Origin of the sequence: Floridaenema evergladense BLCC-F167, assembly GCF_041929205.2 — a bacterium.
GTDB classification, from domain to species: Bacteria; Cyanobacteriota; Cyanobacteriia; order Cyanobacteriales; family Aerosakkonemataceae; genus Floridanema; species Floridanema evergladense.
The window spans coordinates 984,886-1,004,533 of sequence record NZ_CM171625.1; the positions used below are offsets into that span (position 1 = coordinate 984,886).

At 39.6% G+C, this 19,648-nt stretch carries 17 protein-coding genes; 5 read left to right on the top strand and 12 right to left on the bottom strand.

What is annotated here, in order from left to right; all coding sequences use genetic code 11:
- The first annotated feature begins 240 nt into the window (after positions 1 to 240).
- From ACE1CA_RS04610 to ACE1CA_RS04625, 4 genes are all read left to right on the top strand, one after another.
- Positions 241 to 2,997 (top strand): TnsA endonuclease N-terminal domain-containing protein, encoded by a 2,757-nt coding sequence (locus ACE1CA_RS04610; protein ID WP_413275927.1) that lies wholly within the window; start codon positions 241 to 243, stop codon positions 2,995 to 2,997.
- Positions 2,997 to 4,112: an ATP-binding protein gene (locus ACE1CA_RS04615; RefSeq protein WP_413275926.1), complete on the top strand. Its 1,116-nt coding sequence runs from the start codon at positions 2,997 to 2,999 to the stop codon at positions 4,110 to 4,112. Before ACE1CA_RS04610 ends, ACE1CA_RS04615 begins: the two co-directional genes overlap by 1 nt.
- Positions 4,109 to 5,098 (top strand): TniQ family protein, encoded by a 990-nt coding sequence (locus ACE1CA_RS04620; RefSeq protein ID WP_413275925.1) that lies wholly within the window; start codon positions 4,109 to 4,111, stop codon positions 5,096 to 5,098. The genes ACE1CA_RS04615 and ACE1CA_RS04620 overlap by 4 nt, the downstream gene beginning before the upstream one ends.
- Positions 5,099 to 5,327: 229 nt before the next feature.
- Positions 5,328 to 9,530, top strand: coding sequence for a tetratricopeptide repeat protein (locus ACE1CA_RS04625; protein ID WP_486517654.1), 4,203 nt, complete (start codon positions 5,328 to 5,330; stop codon positions 9,528 to 9,530).
- A gap of 240 nt (positions 9,531 to 9,770) precedes the next feature.
- On the opposite strand, the gene ACE1CA_RS04630 is transcribed toward ACE1CA_RS04625, so the two are convergent.
- Both ACE1CA_RS04630 and ACE1CA_RS04635 read right to left on the bottom strand, forming a co-directional pair.
- Positions 9,771 to 10,103, bottom strand: a complete 333-nt coding sequence (locus ACE1CA_RS04630) for a DUF559 domain-containing protein (protein WP_486517655.1) — start codon at positions 10,101 to 10,103, stop codon at positions 9,771 to 9,773.
- A gap of 73 nt (positions 10,104 to 10,176) precedes the next feature.
- A complete protein-coding gene (locus tag ACE1CA_RS04635) occupies positions 10,177 to 10,737 on the bottom strand; it encodes a hypothetical protein (protein WP_486517656.1) in 561 nt (186 codons plus the stop codon).
- A 163-nt stretch (positions 10,738 to 10,900) separates the two neighbouring features.
- Between ACE1CA_RS04635 and ACE1CA_RS04640 the strand changes: the two genes are divergently transcribed.
- Complete coding sequence (locus tag ACE1CA_RS04640; RefSeq protein WP_413279139.1) at positions 10,901 to 11,065, top strand: ribbon-helix-helix domain-containing protein; 165 nt, start codon at positions 10,901 to 10,903, stop codon at positions 11,063 to 11,065.
- Positions 11,066 to 11,192: 127 nt separating this feature from the next.
- Here ACE1CA_RS04640 and ACE1CA_RS04645 read toward each other — a convergent pair whose 3' ends face one another.
- The 10 genes from ACE1CA_RS04645 to cas6 form a co-directional block, all read right to left on the bottom strand.
- Entirely contained in the window at positions 11,193 to 13,064 is a 1,872-nt protein-coding gene (locus tag ACE1CA_RS04645) for a class I SAM-dependent DNA methyltransferase (RefSeq protein WP_413279140.1), read from the bottom strand.
- A gap of 11 nt (positions 13,065 to 13,075) precedes the next feature.
- The gene (locus ACE1CA_RS04650) at positions 13,076 to 13,522 is read right to left on the bottom strand and encodes a type II toxin-antitoxin system VapC family toxin (RefSeq protein ID WP_413279141.1); all 447 of its coding nucleotides are present in this window, start codon (positions 13,520 to 13,522) and stop codon (positions 13,076 to 13,078) included.
- Positions 13,506 to 13,769, bottom strand: a complete 264-nt coding sequence (locus tag ACE1CA_RS04655) for a hypothetical protein (RefSeq protein ID WP_413279142.1) — start codon at positions 13,767 to 13,769, stop codon at positions 13,506 to 13,508. Before ACE1CA_RS04655 ends, ACE1CA_RS04650 begins: the two co-directional genes overlap by 17 nt.
- 13 nt (positions 13,770 to 13,782) lie before the next feature.
- Entirely contained in the window at positions 13,783 to 13,944 is a 162-nt protein-coding gene (locus ACE1CA_RS04660) for a hypothetical protein (RefSeq protein WP_486517657.1), read from the bottom strand.
- Positions 13,945 to 14,067: 123 nt separating this feature from the next.
- Complete coding sequence (locus ACE1CA_RS04665; RefSeq protein WP_413279143.1) at positions 14,068 to 15,582, bottom strand: DEAD/DEAH box helicase family protein; 1,515 nt, start codon at positions 15,580 to 15,582, stop codon at positions 14,068 to 14,070.
- A gap of 147 nt (positions 15,583 to 15,729) precedes the next feature.
- Positions 15,730 to 16,269, bottom strand: a complete 540-nt coding sequence (locus ACE1CA_RS04670) for an HARBI1 family protein (RefSeq protein ID WP_486517658.1) — start codon at positions 16,267 to 16,269, stop codon at positions 15,730 to 15,732.
- Positions 16,239 to 16,514, bottom strand: coding sequence for a helix-turn-helix domain-containing protein (locus ACE1CA_RS04675; protein WP_486517659.1), 276 nt, complete (start codon positions 16,512 to 16,514; stop codon positions 16,239 to 16,241). The genes ACE1CA_RS04670 and ACE1CA_RS04675 overlap by 31 nt, the downstream gene beginning before the upstream one ends.
- Before the next feature lie 64 nt (positions 16,515 to 16,578).
- Positions 16,579 to 17,301, bottom strand: a complete 723-nt coding sequence (locus ACE1CA_RS04680; RefSeq protein WP_413275572.1) for a hypothetical protein — start codon at positions 17,299 to 17,301, stop codon at positions 16,579 to 16,581.
- Entirely contained in the window at positions 17,285 to 18,859 is a 1,575-nt protein-coding gene (gene cas8a1 / locus ACE1CA_RS04685) for a type I-MYXAN CRISPR-associated Cas8a1/Cmx1 (RefSeq protein WP_413275573.1), read from the bottom strand. The genes ACE1CA_RS04680 and cas8a1 overlap by 17 nt, the downstream gene beginning before the upstream one ends.
- Positions 18,856 to 19,521: a type I-MYXAN CRISPR-associated protein Cas6/Cmx6 gene (gene cas6 / locus ACE1CA_RS04690; RefSeq protein ID WP_413275574.1), complete on the bottom strand. Its 666-nt coding sequence runs from the start codon at positions 19,519 to 19,521 to the stop codon at positions 18,856 to 18,858. The genes cas8a1 and cas6 overlap by 4 nt, the downstream gene beginning before the upstream one ends.
- Positions 19,522 to 19,648: the final 127 nt, after the last annotated feature.

Sequence of the window (19,648 nt, forward strand, 5' to 3'; positions counted from 1 at the left end):
GTGGATCTGATGGTGGTGATTGTGCTTTAAAGTTTGGTTTTGCCGAGATTTAAAGTTTGGTTTTGCCGCATTACTCTCTGAAACCCTCATAACCCCGTTTTACAAGTATACTGGCAAGACAGGTTTTTAAAGACTGATTTTGCCGAAATAGCAATTTTCAAGTTTGAGTTTGCCGAAATAGTAGAGACTTGTTATGATGCTTTTATCGGTAAAGTAGGAACAATTTTAGGGAGGATAGCCATGCTCTCCGATGCTGAATTTCAAGCATGGTGCGATCGCCTGCAACTCTCACAACAACAAAGAGATTGGGTTAACCAAATTCGCACATCTCCTCCCGTCCGTAAGGTCAAAGGGAGTTCAAGAAATGTTCATGGCCCTTACGCTAGTAAAAAAATGGGCAGAACAATTCAATTTGAATCCCACACCGTTGAATTACCTGCGATCGTTCAATTTTATGAAAATGATGACTCAGTTTTAGAATACTGGGATCAACCGATTAAATTCACTATCAAATGCTCACCTCAAGGGAAACAAGCCACCACTATTGCTCATTACCCTGATTTCTTTGTAATGAGAAAGAATCGCTGTGGGTTTGAGGAATGGAAAACAGAGAAAAAACTTGACACACTCAGCAAGGAACAGGCTTATCGTTACCAAAATTTGGAAGGAAAATGGGTAGATGTCATTGTCCAAGAATATATTGAAAACTTAGGATATTATTACAGCCTTCGCTCAGATAGTGAAATTGATTGGGTCAAATATCGCAATCAGAAGTATTTACAACCATACAAACAAGGATATTTAGAACAAAAATACATCCTTGACGAACAGATAGAATTCCATCTTAAAGAGATTATTATTAGTAATCCGGGTATTAACCTGACAAATCTGCTTAAAAAAGCGGAAAATGCCACCATTGACGATATTAATACCTTAATTGCGCTTGAACAAGTTTATGTCGATTTAAGTACAGTCGCCTTAGTCGAACAAGATAGAGTACACCTATTCCGTGACCAAGCCACTGCCGAAGCATACATTACTGCTACCCATGACTATGGTGAACCTGTATCTAGCAGTGTGCAAATAGTCGATCTCAAAGTGGGTTCATCATTTCTTTTAGATGGAAAAAGCCTGACTATTGACCATATTGGAGAAAGTAAAATTATTCTCAAAGGAGAACAAGGAATTATTCGTTGGACTCATGCGGAATTTCAACAATTAGTTGAGTTAGGGGAAATTAGTCATCTTCAAACAACAGAACAGACAACCTTATATGAAGAGGGATGGCAACAATACTTTAGAGAAGCCAGTCCTAAAGCTTTAGAAATTGCTAATCAACGATATCAAGCGATTAAACCACTTTTAGATGGAGAGTCTTATGATTCTCTAAACTGTGATGTACCAGAACGAACCTTGCGCCAGTGGAAAGCCAAATATCGCAAAGCGAAACAAGAACATGGAGTTGGTTTGGTAGGTCTAATTCCCCAATATAAAGGTAATCCAACTCCTCGCTATTCTGATGAAGATTTAGAATTCATTGATAAGGTAATAGAAGAACACTATGAAACCTTTAAACAAAAGAATGCTTGGCAAACTTATCTAATACTAAGAGATAAATGGGAGGAATCAGGACTCACCTCTCCAATTCCTAGCCATACCTTTTACTATGAAAGGCTAAAGAAACGAAACTCTTATCAACAAACTAAAAGAAGGATGGGATCTCGCGCCGCTAATAGTCTTTTGGGGCCTTGGTTAATTAAACCCACTACCCCCCGTCATGGAGATCGCCCTCTTGAAATTGTTCATATTGACCATACTCAGCTTGATGTTCAATGTGTATGTCCCTACAGTAAGAAGAACTTGGGCAGACCTTGGGTAACAGGCATGATTGATGCCTATAGTCGCCGGATTTTAGCCTTATATCTAACTTTCGATCATCCAAGTTATCGGTCTTGTATGATGGCTATCCGCATCTGCGTGCAACGGTTTGGGCGATTCCCTGAATGGATTGTTGTAGATAACGGAAAAGAGTTTCTATCTACTTATTTTGAAACTTTATTAGCTCGATTTGAAGCTAGTAAAAAACATCGTCCCAAAGATGTTCCGAAATTTAGTTCGATTATTGAACGTTGGTTTGGGTCACAGAATACGGAATTTATTAATAATTTAAGGGGTAATACCCAAATTATGAAGCACGTCCGGCTCGTTAAGAAAGAAAATAATCCAAAAAATTTAGCCGTTTGGGATTTAGAAGAATTATACGATTATTTGGCTTTTGGCTATGCTTATGGAGTTTACGATCGCGCCGAACATCCGGCTTTAGAAGGAATCTCTCCTCAACAAGCCTTTGAATTGGGATTAGCTAAAACGGGACATCGCCCTCATCAATATATCAAGTATGATGAGCAATTTAAGATATTAACTTTGCCGACAAACAATAAGGGAACGGCTAAAGTTATTCCGGGTAAGGGAATCAGGATTAACTATCAAGATTATTGGTCGGATGAATTTTACAGTGTTGAAAATCAATCGGTTCCCGTCCGCTATGACCCCCTTGATTATGGGGTTGCTTATGCTTATGTTAATAATCATTGGGTGAAGTGTTTATCTAATTATTACATGAAATTTCAAGGCTATTCAGAAAAGGCGGTAGAGATAGCAACAACTGTTTGCCGTACAAAACAACAAAGATATAATCAAAGTCAATATGTGGGAGCTAAAGAGATTGTTGACTTGCTGAATAATGCAGAAGAACATGAAGAAATAATGCTACAAATTCGTCGAGATCAATCGGCTAAATTAGTTTATAATTTAATCGAAGGAACTCTTAGTAGCGCTGTTTTAAATTCAGTAGATATTAAGCAGCCTTCCGCACCCAAAACTAAAGAGATTGAAGAGACTATTTTGGATAGGGAAGAAGCTGTTTTACAGCCAAGCCTGTCTAGAGAAATTAACCTTGACAACATTCAACCTTTTGCTGATGAGGAATTATGGTAATGGCTAATAATCGTCTGGTTCCTCTAGAAATTCTTCAAGAATCGACGGATAATAAACTTAAATCTTTTAAAGATGTGATTGTTCCTCATCGCAATATCAGGTTGATTTTAGAACAGCTACTCAAAAATGCAGTAGAACCGGATGATGCTTTAGTATATTTGGTGTTTGGGGTAACAGGTGTAGGAAAATCTCGGTTGAAAGCAGAATTTGAAAAACGATTACTTAAACATTTTCAGGATAAAATTATTTCCAATCCTGGGAGTTTAGTTGTAGGGGGAATCGAGGTAGATAGCGCTGAAGGAGGGAAGTTTAACTATTCTGATTACTATATTCAGGTGTTGGAGTCTTTGAAGGAAGTTTTGATTGATTATAAGGAAAATTATGGGATTGATTTAGAAAATGATAACGAAGATAATTTAAAAGGAGATCATGAAGGAAAGAATGCTAAGGCTTTGCGTCGGACAATGCAAAAAGTTTTCTTACATCGTCAGTTAAAAGCTTATACCCTCGATGAAGCACAGCATTTATTTGATGTGGCAGGGGGAAGACAAATTAATGTTCAAATGAACTGGCTTAAATCGATCGCTAATAAAACTCAAACTGTTCATATTTTATTTGGAACCTATGAGCTTTTAAAATGTCAACAAGTAAATGGTCAAGTAGGAAGAAGAAGTGAAGACTATTATTTACCTCCCTATTATCTAAATAAAGTAGAAGACCAACAAGAATTTATTAAGGTTATTAAAACGTTACAACAGTATTTCCCAGTGGAAAATACCCCAGAGTTAGAAGAACATTGGGAATACTTTATGGAATACTCGATAGGATGTGTGGGAATTCTCAAAAGTTGGTGGTATCGCGCCCTCAAAAATGCGTTAGATGATCGAGCAAAAACGGTGAGAATGAAAGATTTTAAGGCGAGGGAGTTATCCGCAGGAAGACGAAAAAAGATAAAAGAAGAGTTAGAAGCAGGAGAAAGACTTTTAGCCAGTTTATATAATGACGGAAACCTTAAGAAAACAGAATCTACTGACAGTTCATCAACGAAGAAAGGTGGAAGAGTTGGAGAGCGTAAGGTAGGTAGAGACTTAGTAGGAATCAATCAAGAAGGATGAGTATTTACTCAGAGCTTTGGAGTCCAAAACCCCTAGAAATTCCACAACGGAGTCGGTTATTTTGTCTGGAACCTATTGCGGTGGGAAGTCCCTACACAGAAAGTCTTAGTAGTTATGTAAATCGTTTGGCGCAGGCGCATTGTTTAACCTCCCAAAAGCTCGTGATGGGAGAAATTGCCCCACTTATTCTTAAAGATGAGGATAAATCTGAGCTATTGTCTAAAAATCTCAGTCACCTATTGGGAAATAGCGATGCCAAACCAGCTATTAATGGAATGCGGGAAATGACGGGAAAGTTAGTCACCGTCTTAGAAGAGTTAACCATGCGTCAGAATTTACGTTTTTTGACTCTTTTAAGTTGGAAAGGAATGATTCATGATCAAGGATTATTTCGGAATTATCGCGCTTGGTGTCCTTGTTGTTGGGAAGAGTGGAAGCAGAAGAAGAAGACGATATATGAACCATTATTATGGTCATTTAAGGATGTAGAAGTTTGTTTAATTCATAAGCAGCGATTAGTAGAAGTATGTCCTCATTGTGGTTCCAGTTTACCTGTAATGGCTAGGATTTCACCTCCGGGATTTTGTTCTCGTTGTTATCGGTGGTTAGGACAAGGAATGATAGGAGAAGAAGAAATAGAAAAATATAGAGTTAATATTCAAGGAATTAGTGAATTAATTGCACTTGTTCCCCAATTAAAATATGCACCCATCCCGATCGAGCTAACCCGGAAGTTACAATTAATTTCGTCAGTGTTTGAACAAGCTATGGGGCAAGATTTGAACTTCTTGGGAGAGCTATGGGAAATCTTAGAATCTCTGAAGATAGCATCAATACGAAATCAAAATCAACCATTACATTTAGTGAAATTGATTATTCCTGTTTGTGAGAAAGCGAAGATTAGTATATCCCAGTTATTCTTGTTAAATTTTCAGGAATTGGGGAACACACTATTCGAGAACTTAGGTCTGAAATTAACGTTATAAAAGAATCGCGTAGAGTAAGCAATAGGACTTAGGCAACTGTTTACTAGCGATCGCTTTCGGTTTATTGTAAATATTGGACATGAACTGTCTTCTAATACCTGCCCAAACTTGCATTGAGAGGTGCGTCTCTACCAAGAGAAAGCGATCGCAGCCACAGCATTATCGATCGTTAACAGAATATACTTAAAGTAGTGTAAAAAAAGTCGCTCTTTGGTTAGGTTATCTTAGCATGAGTATTGATGATGAAGATTTAGGCAGTGAGGGTTTGACGGAAAACCGCCAACTGCAACTTTTCACCGATAGGTATGAGTTTACACGATTATTTGCTAGTTATTTAAACGACGACCCGCCACGCCAAAGTATTTTGTATTTTTATGGTGATGGCGGGAATGGTAAATCATTATTGTTGAAATTTTTACAGACTTTTTGTAGCAAGCGATTTATCCCAAAAACTTGGGAACAACTCAAAGTTAACTCAAATCATCGCGTAGTCGCGGAATTTATTAAAAATGCCAAAGTCAGAGAAAACTGCACTGCTATTCCCGCAGTTTGGCATGATTTTGGATTGCCTGCAAGGGGGGAAAATCAACCGCAAGATCCCTTTTATGGGTTGTTAATGTTGCGGCGAAATATCTCGGAAGCTGCGCCACAATATAAGTTTAAGTTTCCTTTGTTTGACTTTGCTTGCGTTTGGTATTTACATAAGAATGGGAAATCGGCAGAAGAAATTAAGCGACTTTTTCCCTTAAATGAAGTTGCGGGATTGATTGCACCAGTAATTGATTTGGTAACACAAAATCCTATTGGTACTTTTGCTAAGGCAGGTTTAGACTTTTTTGTTAAAGATATAGATCAAAAAATTGCGCTGTATTGGCAACAACGGCAATTATCAGGAGAAAGATTAGAGGAAATTCGTTCTAAAGATGTTGATACTGAGTTAATTTTTGAATTGCCGAAATTGTTAGGGGAAGATTTAACAGCGGCGATGTCGGAAAGAGATAAACCCCCTAGATTGGTGCTGTTTTTTGATACTCATGAAAGGTTTTGGCAGGAAAGACGCAGGGAACAGGGAGAACGGTATTTCTATCAAGATGAATGGTTTCGCCGTTTGTTGCGGAGGTTGCCGCTAGAATTGGGAATTGTGGTGGTAGTTGCGGGAAGAGATCACCCGAAAGAACAATTACAATGGACGGAAGCTGCTAAGTTTCCGATTCCGCAACAATTTTTAGATATTCAATTGCTTTGGCATCTTTCTGCTGGAGATGCTGAAGATTATCTGCGAAAAACAGAGATTATTCAACCTGATTTGGTGGCAGCTTTAATTAAATATGCCAGCATTAACCCGGAGGAAAAAGATTTACAAGTGCATCCGTTTTATTTAGGTTTGTGTGCGGATGTGGTGTTAGTTGAAAGGAAGCGGGGAATTACTTTACAGGCGGCAGATTTTGCGGTGATTCCTAAATTGGAAGACAAAACTAGGGAATTAATTGATCGCTTGTTGCGTTATGTTGATGAAGAAGTGCGAGAGGCGGTTCACTGTTTGAGTGCTTGTCGTGCTTTTAATGATGAATTGTATTTTAAATTGGGGGAGGAGTGTCACTTTCAGGCGACTGCTGCTAACTTTCGGATTCTCAAACGTTTTTCTTTTGTTTGGCAAGATAAAGAACGGGGTGAAAATTGGTTTCGCATCCATGATTTGCTGCGACGTTTGGATTATGAAAGGGAAAATTCGACAACTTGCAAGGCGCATGAAGTTTTAGAAACGCACTACCGAGAAGTAGGAAATTTGCCAGAGGCAGTTTATCATGCTAACCGCTTGGATTGGGAAAGGGGTGTGGATGAATGGGAAAGGGAATTTAATGCTGCTTTTGAACGAAGTGACTATCAGTTATGTCGCAGTTTTTTGTCAGTCAGGAGTGATTTTTGCATTAAAAGTGATTTTCAGTTAGGCAGAATTTCCCAATCTGAAGGAGATTATTTTACACGGTTGGCGCAACACGCAGAGGCGAAACAGGAATATTTGGAGGCAATTGCAGCTTATAATCGGGAATTAAGTCTGACTCCTGATGATACAGCAACTCTCAACAATAAAGGGATTGCGCTACAAAGTCTGGGGGATTTACAAACTAAACTGAGTGAAACTGATGCGGCAAAACTATCTTACACTGATGCGATCGCTGCTTATGATTTGGCTTTAAATCTCGCACCAAATTATATCTATGCTTTCAACAATAAAGGGCTTGCGCTACAAAGTCTGGGGGATTTACAAACTAAACTGAGTGAAACTGATGCGGCAAAACTATCTTACACTGATGCGATCGCTGCTTATGATTTGGCTTTAAATCTCGCACCAAATTATATCGAAGTTCTCAACAATAAAGGGAATGCGCTACAAAGACTGGGGGAATTACAAACTCAACTGAGTGAAACTGATGCGGCAAAACTATCTTACACTGATGCGATCGCTGCTTATGATTTGGCTTTAAATCTCGCACCAAATGATATCTATGCTTTCAACAATAAAGGGAATGCGCTACAAAGTCTGGGGGATTTACAAACTCAACTGAGTGAAACTGATGCGGCAAAACTATCTTACACTGATGCGATCGCTGCTTTTGATTTGGCTTTAAATCTCGCACCAAATGATATCTATGCTTTCAACAATAAAGGGAATGCGCTACGATGTCTGGGGGAATTACAAACTCAACTGAGTGAAACTGATGCGGCAAAACTATCTTACACTGATGCGATCGCTGCTTATGATTTGGCTTTAAATCTCGCACCAAATTATATCTATGCTTTCAACAATAAAGGGAATGCGCTAAAAAGTCTGGGGGATTTACAAACTCAACTGAGTGAAACTGATGCGGCAAAACTATCTTACACTGATGCGATCGCTGCTTTTGATTTGGCTTTAAATCTCGCACCAAATGATATCTATGCTTTCAACAATAAAGGGAATGCGCTACGATGTCTGGGGGAATTACAAACTCAACTGAGTGAAACTGATGCGGCAAAACTATCTTACACTGATGCGATCGCTGCTTATGATTTGGCTTTAAATCTCGCACCAAATTATATCTATGCTTTCAACAATAAAGGGAATGCGCTAAAAAGTCTGGGGGATTTACAAACTCAACTGAGTGAAACTGATGCGGCAAAACTATCTTACACTGATGCGATCGCTGCTTTTGATTTGGCTTTAAATCTCGCACCAAATGATATCTATGCTTTCAACAATAAAGGGCTTGCGCTACAAAGTCTGGGGGAATTACAAACTCAACTGAGTGAAACTGATGCGGCAAAACTATCTTACACTGATGCGATCGCTGCTTTTGATTTGGCTTTAAATCTCGCACCAAATTATATAAATGCTTTCAACAATAAAGGGAATGCGCTAAAAAGTCTGGGGGAATTACAAACTAAACTGAGTGAAACTGATGCGGCAAAACTATCTTACACTGATGCGATCGCTGCTTATGATTTGGCTTTAAATCTCGCACCAAATTATATAAATGCTTTCAACAATAAAGGGAATGCGCTACAAAGTCTGGGGGATTTACAAACTCAACTGAGTGAAACTGATGCGGCAAAACTATCTTACACTGATGCGATCGCTGCTTATGATTTGGCTTTAAATCTCGCACCAAATTATATAAATGCTTTCAACAATAAAGGGAATGCGCTACAAAGTCTGGGGGATTTACAAACTCAACTGAGTGAAACTGATGCGGCAAAACTATCTTACACTGATGCGATCGCTGCTTATGATTTGGCTTTAAATCTCGCACCAAATGATATCTATGCTTTCAACAATAAAGGGAATGCGCTACAAAGTCTGGGGGATTTACAAACTCAACTGAGTGAAACTGATGCGGCAAAACTATCTTACACTGATGCGATCGCTGCTTATGATTTGGCTTTAAATCTCGCACCAAATTATATCGAAGTTCTCAACAATAAAGGGCTTGCGCTACAAAGTCTGGGGGATTTACAAACTAAACTGAGTGAAACTGATGCGGCAAAACTATCTTACACTGATGCGATCGCTGCTTATGATTTGGCTTTAAATCTCGCACCAAATTATATCTATGCTTTCAACAATAAAGGGAATGCGCTACGATGTCTGGGGGAATTACAAACTCAACTGAGTGAAACTGATGCGGCAAAACTATCTTACACTGATGCGATCGCTGCTTATGATTTGGCTTTAAATCTCGCACCAAATTATATCCAAATTCTCAACAATAAAGGGAAGGCACTGAAAAACTTCGGTAACTTACAAGCAGAATTATCCCAAAAAGATGAAGCAATAGAAAGTTGGAAAGCGGCGATAGAGGCGTTTAATCGCTCTTTGGCAATTGTTCCTCGCAATCAGTCTATTCGGAATTTGCGCGATGAATTACAAGAATTTCTGAAACAACAGGAATAATGCAATTTTTACGAAAAATGATTTCAATGAAACACCAAAGTAAGTATAGTTTGTACCGATACGCAACGCCTCCAACCAATGACAAGAAGGAAGGGGATTAACCTGAAAATTTTTCCAAGGTGCGATCGCATTCCCTTATAGAGTTTGATCTGGAAAAAGCGATCGCACCAAATCGACTAACGCTAATCATAAAAGGTGAATGTTTACTCTTTTTTTACTTGTAATTTCCTAAAACATCAATTACTTACTGATTAACTCAATAAACTCATTAACTATCGCCTCTGGATTGCGATCGCACAATTTGGCATCAAACCTGTAAACCCTCACTCCTAAATGTTCAAACATTCTCTCTCTTTCATGTTCCTTAGCCCGTTTCTCCGGTAAATGCCAATAGCCATCAACTTCTAAAATTGCCCAGCGAAATCCTAAATTAGTAGGAACACAAACTAAAAAATCTGTCTCACAGCTTCTTTTGTAACTTCCTAATCTGGCTAAAGAGTTAGGATAATACAGCAATCCTTTTGATTCTAAAACTTGCGCTATTTTCGCTTTAACGCCAGAACGAAAGCGCATTCCTAGTTAACATACAGATGAATTAACTGCCGTTCTCTGTCGCTTAGAGGACGAGGACGGGAGGGAGGAAAAGTCATACTGTTCCCTCCCCAAAGGGTTCTAGGTCAAATTCCCAGGCGGTGTCAGTAACACAAGAACTGGGTGAGTTGGGGTCTAGCCAAATCAGGTATTTCCACTCCCAAGAGGCTCGATGTCGAGCGTAGGCGTAAAACTTGCCAATGACTATTCCAAAATCGGTTTGTTCTTTATTGTTAATGATTTTCCAACGTATGCGATCGCCAATCCAGTAAAGGGGTGTTTTTGCCTGCTGAGGGAAGTTTTCTGGCAGTGTAATGGGTTGGTGTAGATATTTAAATTCAATAGCAGGTAAGTCTGAGAAAACTTCCTGACTACCGCTTCTTAAAATGTTGAGATAACCTGCGATCGACTTGCCAGATAAGTTCGTGGTTAGATAACTAATCAGGAGAGCAGCTAGAGCTTCAACTTCTGCTTCCTCTAAATGCTCCTTGGTGGCATCAAAGTCTGGGTCAGAGTAATTGCTGAGTTTTTCTAGAAGTTCGGGAATGGCAAAATCATCCAGAGCTTGCTGATAGGTACAGAGCCTATCAGCTTTGTCGCTCATAGGTTTTAACATGGTTATTGTCTCCTTATTTAGGGAGCCAGAGCCAGCGTCAGCCCTGCAAAAGTGAGCGCTGGCTTCTGACGTTAATAGCACATAGAATAACATAAAACCAAATAGTTTTTATGTCTTTTTATTTTTTTTTATGTTCTATCATGGAAAACACACAATAGAACTTATGATTGATGACATGGCAAAAGTGACTGTGACCCTTTATATGGAAGAAGATGACAAGGACGCGCTGCAAAAGTTAGCAGATGCAGAGGAGCGTTCCTTGTCTCAAATGGCGGTGTTAATTCTCAAACGAGCGATTAAAAAGGCTGAAGATGAAGGAAAAATTTAACTGAGTCAGGGGAAAAAGGACAAGTGAGGCGATCGCTTCTTGTCCCTTAATTAATAAAAATTGCACCTCTGATTTACTCAATAAATGCAGAATAGTTTGTCTCTATGACTTGGTTTCAGTTGTAGCTTTATCTACCCTTCTTCCTCAAGTTCGCTAAAATTTCGGCAACTTCGCTGCCTTTGGCTTCGATGAAGTCCAGCAGTTCATCTGGGGTGCGATTGTCCTCTTCTGCTTTAGCATTCGGGTTTACTGCTTTGAGATCGTAGACAGCATCTTTAATAGCTTGAGCTTGATTTTTAAACTCTCTGGCCTCTTTTTCTATCTCTTTGACAGCTTGTTCAATTTCGCTGTATTCTTCGGTGTCTTGTTTTTTGGCTTTTTTCAAGGCGGCGAGGCGATCGCGCAACTCGGTTGCTTGTTGGTTCAGGGTTTCCGCTTGTTCCTCTAACGGTGCGGCTTTTACTGCGGCTTCGGCTTTGCGTGCGGCGATGTCTACAGTCCAGCTTTTAGGGCTATCTCCTCTTGTGGGTAGCAGGCGGAAGAAGTCTTCAAAGTCTGCCTCAGTCAAAGGGGTGCGCTTGCCGACTTTAATATCGGATAAATCGTAGTACCAGATTTTTTCTGTGCTGTCTTTGGTTTCGTCTGTCTTGTCTTTCTCGAAAAAGAGGATATTGGCTTTTACGCCTCCTCCTGCGGCGACAAAGGTTCCAGCAGGTAAACTGACGATGCACCAAAGGTTACATTCTTGCAGCAATTTGCGCTTGGTTGCCACGAAAGCTTCTTTGTTGGTACAGAATAAAATTCCTTCATCTAGCACGATGCCACAGCGTCCATGAGGTTTGAGGCTTTTGAGAAGATGCTGAAGAAATAGCACTTGGGTAGCACTGGTTTTATAGTCGAAACCTGTTTGGGCTTCCTTGCCTTCTTTTCCGCCAAAAGGCGGGTTCATTAAGATGACATCATATTGATCCGGTGCGTCTGCGAACAAACCGCCGTAAGCTTCGCCGCCTGTGAGGGTGTTACCGTGCCAGATATGGGGTTCGTCAATGCCGTGTAAAACTAAGTTAGCTAGGGCAATGGAATAAATTAGGTTATCTTTTTCCCGTCCGTAGAAGGTTTGATGCTTAAGAATGTTTAACTGTTGGGGGTCGGTGATTTTGCAGTTATCTTTTCCCGCCATGTGTTCGTAAGACTGTGCCGGGAAACCGCCTGTACCGAGTCCCGCATCATAAACAGTTTCGCCAATTTGCGGGTCGATGACTTGCACCATAAAGCGGACAACAATACGAGGGGTGAAAAACTGTCCGCCGTCGTTGCCCTTTTCTCCCATTTGCAGTAACAGCCCTTCGTAGACTTGGGAGAGGGGGAAAATGTGGGTATCGTCTACGTTTTCGCTGCTAATTTCATGGACTTTATCTAGAATGTCCAGCAGGTTTTTTTGAGTGTCGATGCGGACTCGTTCCACACCGGAAATCACTTCGCTGATAATTTTTTGCTTGGGGGTGGCGTTTTCTTGGTCTTTGAGTTGTTTGAGATGGGGAATGAGAAAGAAATCTACCCAAGTTTTGAAGGGTTGGGATAGGTCTGAGATAAATCCCTTTTCTTTCAGTTCTTGCAGTTCAGTTGCTTCCTTAGTGTGTTCACAAAGTTGCAAACGTTTCCAACCTTGAAAGTGTTGTTCGCTATCTAGGGCAAAGAGGGAATCATCAAAAGGTGCTGCCCAGTCGCGCCAACGGTAGGGAGATTGGAGAGAGGGGGAAAAATCAATTCCCACAGCTTCGGCGTATTCTGCTTCTTGTTGTTCTCGTTCGTCGAGAATTCGCAAAAATAGAATCCAAGTTAATTCGGGAACATATTGCAGCGCCCCAGCACAGTTGGAACGGCGCATGATGTCGCAGATGCTTTTGATGTAGCTGTTAAGGCTTTGTTGGCTGGTGTATTTGCGACCGTTGCCGTTACCATTACCGTTTGCTGTATTATTTTTACGAGTTCGAGCCATTAGGGATAATTTTATAGTTCTAATTCATCTACAACTAAGACGCGCAATTCAGTGACCCGCTTCAAGGCGATATCATTGGTTAAAAATGCTTCGCTTTTAGTCTCAATTGCAATAGCCACTTGATAGGCATCAAGTAAGGCTAAATTATACCGCGATCGCAATTCGGCTGCTTGTTGGGCAATGTCCGAGTCAATGGGTCTGAATTGTGTATTGTTTCCGTGGACAAGCTGGTTAATAAATAACTGCTGAATTTGGGGTTGTCCCAAGCGGTAAGGTATGACTAAACATTCACTTAAGGTAACGGGTGAAGTAACCGCTATTAACAAGCCATTATCTATGCGATCAAAAATCAGTTCAACGACTGAAAAGTATTGAGGATGGTTTTCAATGTAATAAATAACGGGTGCTGTGTCTAAAAATAGGCGGATAACTCCCTGCAAGCTATCGGTTAATTTCATTTTGTTTTAATTGCCTTTCTCGGTGTTCGTCGGCTTCCTGTCTAGTTCGAGAAACCCAGGTTTGAGGATCTTCACCTAATGCAGATGCAGCAGCTAAACCGCGAATTTCGCTCCATTTTTGTCGAGGTTTGTTAGTAGGTTTTGCTTGCCTAGCTTTTTCAGCTAGATAGGCAATTAATTCTAGTTTTTCTTCTAGCGTTAGGGTATCGGCTTGCTGCTTTAATTGTTGAAGTATGTTGTCAGTCATGGCTGTTTTAGGTTTAAAGTTCTCCGTTAAAGGCTTGGCGTAGAAAGGCTGATGGGAGTTTGTTAATTGCTTCTAATTGGGCTAGGGTGGCTTGGCGCGATCGCTCGATCGCTTCCATCTTCTCATTCAAAATAACCGCAATCCGCTTTTGCTCCTCAAGTGGCGGAATTGGCAATAAAATAGCACTTAATAGAGTTGCGTTAACATTAGGTTGAGCACCACCGGCTCTCCCGTACTCATGGTGATAAGTAAACCTAATTAATTAACAAAGTGCTTACTCCACAAGGTTTTCCAGTCCCTAGTCCCCAGTCCCCAGTCCCCAAAACCAGGGTTTTCCACCACAAGTACGGGAGAGCCCAGAACTCCTACTCGGAGTCCTCAACTTAGTCAGAAACTCTTCCCCAAATAGCCTAGTAGCGTCGGTGTAATCGTAGACCCGAAACATTAATTTTCCTTCAGCCAATCGCGTCCCTCTCCCGACCATTTGGTAAAAAGTAATTGGTGAGTTAATGTAATTGAAAAACACAATATTTCGCACTACTGGTACATCAACCCCAGTTGTCAATAAATCAACTGTCGTGGCTATAAAATGACTGCGAGAACTCCCCCGAAAATTTGGGATTAACTCTTGTCCGCCTCCCTTATCAGTGCATTTAAAAGCATAATCCTCAACCCGATTTCGATTATTCTGCTTGCACCATTCAACATAGAGGTTATTCATATTTTTAGTGATTAAATCCGCATGGCGATCGCTCATACAGAAAATAATCGTTTTTTGTTCCGCACCCCCCGTTTCCAACAAGTAATTAAACAAATCTTCACACCTTCGCTGTTCAAAATTGGGTAAAAATATCCGACTTTTTATTTTACCTCTTTGGAATATCTGGCGAACTTCTGCTTCAGCGATCGGCAAACCTGTATCAAGATCTTTGGGGTTATACATCAAAATATCTTCTACAGAAAGTTCATCAAAATCTAGCTGGACTCTACCTTCTCTAATCTCACAAGCAGCTAAGTAGCCATCTTCAACCCCTTGGAGCATATCGTATTCATAAACAGGTTCACCGAAATGCTGAATATTATTAGCAGTGATCCGCTCATCTTCTATTGCTTCTTCAGTTTGTTCAGCTACTTCAATAATTCTGGGGGTTGCCGTCAAACCAATTTGTACCGCTTGAGGATTTCGCCTCAGAATAATAGACCATCTACCCCAAGCTGAACGGTGGCATTCATCAATAATAATATGACTAAAATAATTTTCAGGATAGTTATTAATTAAAAAGCTGCCATCGTCTTCTTCTTTTTCAACGCCTAAAGTTTGGTAAGTTGCAATCAAAACTTGAGCATTCTTTTGGGGGTTTTTAGAAGTTACTACCGCCGCATTCGATCCAAAAATATTGCTAAATGCTCTGGAAGCTTGTTCGCGCAATTCCACGCGATCGCATACAAACAGCGCCTTCACTCGCTGTCCCGAATCCTGAATCCGTTTCATCAAATGAACTGCAATCCGAGTCTTACCCGAACCCGTCGCCAGAGACAGTAAAGCGCGTTTAGGAGTCCCTTCCTTCTCAGATCTGGCAATTTTCTTTAAAACCGCCCGAATTGCCGCATCTTGGTAATAACGAACCGCAGAATCCCCACCCGTATAAGGAGTTAACAGGGGTTGAGCTACCGGATCATCTAGCTTAAACCCAATCCATTTTTCATAACGAGTACGAATCGTTTCTCGATCGGGAAATTCGGAAAGCGGTTTGAAATCGGATATAGTACCTTCAATGCGATCGAATTCTACAAACCGATGCCCATTAGACATCTCCAAAAATTACGAAAGCATTAGCCAGGAAGGATTTGGCAGTTCCCAAGCCATGAAGAAATTGCTGCCGCTTAATTTGAATTTATCAGGCTTTGAGTTAGTTTGAGTTAGTTTAGACCTCAAAGATAAAGATAGTTGCACTACTATTCATCCGCTGCTAATCGCTGATTTTATTGGTAGTATTATTGTGCCAAGTCGTAAACGAACTAAGCCACACACTGTCAAAATTACTTGTTCATAATGTGACGGCCTCAACCGAAATCTTTCCTGTGCAATTCGGAAGATTTTGATTAATCTAATTGCGTGTTCTACGACAATACGTTGGCTGGATAATTTTTTATTTTCTTGTTTTTGTTCTGGGGTTAATTCTTGTTTCTTCTTTCTTTTATGTGGAGTTTTTATTTGTTTTTCGCCTACGTAACCTTTGTCGCCTTTAAACTTTTGATTTTCGGCGAATTGTGACTGTCTCTGTCTAAAGAGGTTTATATCACTATCTGGCCCTGGTTTTCCCACTATTACATCTACAATTTCCGACTTTTTTCCTGGTACAATTATCTGATTTTTTCGGGTATGGCTTTTCTTCTTTCCTGAGTAATACTTTTTCTGCTCTTCATACTCTTGAGGTCTTTCTCTGACTTGTTCCCAGCTATCTACTACTAATTCCCATTCTTGCAGTATCTCCTGCACCCAAATGTTGGTAAATGATGTAGGTAAACTAAGGTTAACAATATTTGCTCTGCTACTGGTAGGGAAGGTTTTCTGCCCCCGCCTTTTTTGATTATTCTTGTTTTTTCGGCTTCTTGAACAGCTAGTTTTTCCTGATGTAATCTTTCAGCTTGACTAATTAGCTGACTAAGTTGCTCATATTCGATGCCAATCAATCTTTTGGTTTCCTGGGGATGTTTGTTGATATACTCTGATAATCCACTCATAGTTCTTTGTCTAAAAACATTATTATACCATCCCTCTTTTTTTTACTTTGTTTTTTGGAGATGTCTAATAGGAGATATAAGAAGCAAAATGACTTGTCCATTGAAAAACGAAACTATCAGGACAAAAAGGATAATCAAATATATTACTACTTCCCCCAACCTTGGGAATATTCATAATCCCATCTATCAGAGGTAAAATTCGAGAAAAATCTTTGAGGTGAGTCGCATTAATTCCAAAGTAATATTGATAGCGAGTCGCATGATATTCCGTAAAATGAAGTGATGTACTATCCTTCACTCTCCCACTCTTTGCCCCTAACTTTAATGCACCATCATAAGGCGTTAACGAAACTGCCATATTCATCCCTAATGCACCCATTCGCTGATTAGGATTGGTGAGTTTTGTTTTTTTCTTTCTCGTTTTTGTCGTTGAAGTCTCCCCTTCTGTTTCAGTAGATTCCAATAAAGCAAACCCGAAAATATCATCATCATAAAATTCCTCCGGGTTAAAATCCTCATCGGTTAACCGATTAATATGTTCATCCTCATCCCAAACCCGATTAACTGAATAACCTTGCTTTTGAAGGTAAAAACGTAACGCCCAACGAAGGGAACTTGAACTTACGAAAGAATGAATTTTGTCATACCAATAGCCTTTTTGTAGAATAGTCTTATTCCCTTGTCTGATGCCATGATTTAAGGAGGCTAAACCATAACGAGTGACGACCGTTCCGTAAAGATAATAATCGGGGATTTTATTGTCATTATTATTATTCTGAATCATCATCAACTTCTTCTAATTCTTGAGTTTTTGCGGATGAATTATTATCCTTATCAGTAGGCTTTCCTGTGGGTTTGTAACTGGCGATCGCTAAAAGCGACCAAATCCTTAATTCTTCCCAAGGTGACTTCCTAATTAGCAGTAAAATTTCTTCTTGATGTTTATTAAAATGCTTATTTACTCCCCCTCTTACTAAAAAGTCAGATAAATACTGCTGAAACGATAATCGATCGTAACAACAGTTTAGTTCTGCCCTTAATCGTTCAACTTTATTCTTAATCGGTGGGTCTTTCCCTTCCATTGTATTGGCGTACATTTTAGCAAAGTTGCTCTTCATAGCTTGCTGAAATACCTTAACAAAAGTAAGATATTGCTCGTCTTCTTTACTATTTTCTGCCATTATTATCACTCCTTCTGGATTGTAAAATAGCTGGTTAAATAAATATCCTTTTGAATCCTTTATAACCAATTTTTCCCAAAAGTCAGACCACCAAGGAAGTCCTTTCACTAAATTATCAGCAATTAGCGATCGAATTGGATTTACTGTAACAAAAATTTTCTTAGGTTGAATCTTCTGATAATTGGGATGAAAGCTTTGTTGAACCCGTTGATAGGTGATTAGAGTATTCTGATTAATTTCAATGTCTTCTATACTCATCAAAGTCCGTTGACGAGAAGCTTGATTCATTTTTTCATATAACCAAACTTGACAAGCTTGATAGTAGTCGTCTTCAGGTTGAATATCGTCTAAGCTGTAATAAAGTAATCCAGCCTCACCAATGTTACTAACATGAAGCCGTTTAGTTTCTAATTGCTGTAATCGCCATCTCCTTTGAGAAGCATCTTCAAAATCCTTGATTTCTGGAATCACCACCAGGTAGCGATGGGGTTTTCTTTCCTTTAAGTCTTCTGATGGAAGATGAAGTAAGAAATATTGACAAACAACTGGTAGAAATAATAACGCTAAGGCATATTCAGGTTTCTCTTCCAGCTTTGTAATATTTGGCGTTCTGGCATGGCGTACAATTCCCCCTAAATACAACCAACTGGTAATTTGAACATAATCCTGTTTCAGTTGTTGAGTATCGATTTCACATAACTTATCTGCAAAAGTTTGATGTGCGTACCATGTTAGGGGTTTGTATTGATACTCCACGTTTCTTCCTTCAACCGTTAGTTCAGTCTTTACTTGCTTCCCTGCTTGATAAAACTGATTATGTCGCAGAAAAACAGCACACATTCCCTCATGAATATGAATTTTCTGGCTTAAATCTGTTGCATTATTATCTAATCCTGCTAAATGAATTAAACCTGTATCATCGAGTTGAAAAGATTCCTTAAATAACCACGATAGAGCAGCAAAATCACTTCCCTCCCAAAATAATTCAATGGTATCAGCACTCAACGACCATGATAAATATCCTCCACGTTGACAAGATGAGGGATATTGCGCTTCTAATCGCTTTAAGGTCATGTAGAGTCCCGCCATTCCTGCGCGGTGCATTATTGTCGTATCCGAAGCATGGAGAGATAGGGAAATTTTGGGTTGAGTAGCAACTATCATGAGCTTTCCTCCTCTTCTTTGCTACGAGTCGCCGGAACAAATATTCCACACATCATCTTTCGTTTCCCGCCAATTCCCTGTTCTTGTAAAGTTAAGGAATCTTCTGGATTGAGTTCACTAATTTTTACGCCAAATCCTCTTACTTTAAACTTTTCCCCTTGTTTATTGATGGTCAATTGTCGTCGTTGAGGTGTTCCATCTCGTCGCGTAAGAAGTTCAATTTTTCCTCGGACTCCTAAGTTATCTAGCTGACGTTGAATAGCTTCAATAAATGTAGTAGGGTCTTGATATCCTGTAATTACCACTAAGCGGGAATAGAGGCTTTCTGAGGAAGTTAACGGTTTGTAATCGGGAATATCTAGTTGATAAGAATGTTGACCTAGTTGAAAAGTTTGACCCGTTAGGTAAGGGTAGATTAAAGGAATTTGTTGATGATGAATCCGAATTTTTAAACGAGATTGAGCAGTGAGTTCAAGGAAATTGTTGCTGGTTGGTATTCCGGCAATAGGATGAATTCCAATAGAGTCTAGTTCATGAAGGGGAGGACAAATACGGGACAAAGCCGAATAGATAGGATAACCATTATCAAAAGGAATCGGTGCGCCTCTTAGCCTAAATGTTAAATCCAAATATTCTTCACTGTTAATAAATGTATCTGTCATAGATGAAATTTAAAAATGGTCATTAAATTTCTTGCTAATTACTAACAATTTAATTATCATATCATAGAATATAGTTTTCTAGTTTAGAACTATGTACGCCTAAATTTCAATAAAATTTAAGCTTGTT

Bases quoted from the DNA above. Each gene is read 5' to 3' on its own strand.
- cas6 (WP_413275574.1), bottom strand. From the start codon at position 19,521: ATGACAGATACATTTATTAACAGTGAAGAATATTTGGATTTAACATTT.
- ACE1CA_RS04655 (WP_413279142.1), bottom strand. From the start codon at position 13,769: ATGACTGACAACATACTTCAACAATTAAAGCAGCAAGCCGATACCCTA.
- ACE1CA_RS04675 (WP_486517659.1), bottom strand. From the start codon at position 16,514: ATGAGTGGATTATCAGAGTATATCAACAAACATCCCCAGGAAACCAAA.
- cas8a1 (WP_413275573.1), bottom strand. From the start codon at position 18,859: ATGATAGTTGCTACTCAACCCAAAATTTCCCTATCTCTCCATGCTTCG.
- ACE1CA_RS04625 (WP_486517654.1), top strand. From the start codon at position 5,328: ATGAGTATTGATGATGAAGATTTAGGCAGTGAGGGTTTGACGGAAAAC.
- ACE1CA_RS04635 (WP_486517656.1), bottom strand. From the start codon at position 10,737: ATGTTAAAACCTATGAGCGACAAAGCTGATAGGCTCTGTACCTATCAG.
- ACE1CA_RS04680 (WP_413275572.1), bottom strand. From the start codon at position 17,301: ATGATGATTCAGAATAATAATAATGACAATAAAATCCCCGATTATTAT.
- ACE1CA_RS04665 (WP_413279143.1), bottom strand. From the start codon at position 15,582: ATGTCTAATGGGCATCGGTTTGTAGAATTCGATCGCATTGAAGGTACT.
- ACE1CA_RS04610 (WP_413275927.1), top strand. From the start codon at position 241: ATGCTCTCCGATGCTGAATTTCAAGCATGGTGCGATCGCCTGCAACTC.
- ACE1CA_RS04615 (WP_413275926.1), top strand. From the start codon at position 2,997: ATGGCTAATAATCGTCTGGTTCCTCTAGAAATTCTTCAAGAATCGACG.
- ACE1CA_RS04630 (WP_486517655.1), bottom strand. From the start codon at position 10,103: ATGCGCTTTCGTTCTGGCGTTAAAGCGAAAATAGCGCAAGTTTTAGAA.
- ACE1CA_RS04640 (WP_413279139.1), top strand. From the start codon at position 10,901: ATGATTGATGACATGGCAAAAGTGACTGTGACCCTTTATATGGAAGAA.
- ACE1CA_RS04650 (WP_413279141.1), bottom strand. From the start codon at position 13,522: ATGAAATTAACCGATAGCTTGCAGGGAGTTATCCGCCTATTTTTAGAC.
- ACE1CA_RS04620 (WP_413275925.1), top strand. From the start codon at position 4,109: ATGAGTATTTACTCAGAGCTTTGGAGTCCAAAACCCCTAGAAATTCCA.
- ACE1CA_RS04645 (WP_413279140.1), bottom strand. From the start codon at position 13,064: ATGGCTCGAACTCGTAAAAATAATACAGCAAACGGTAATGGTAACGGC.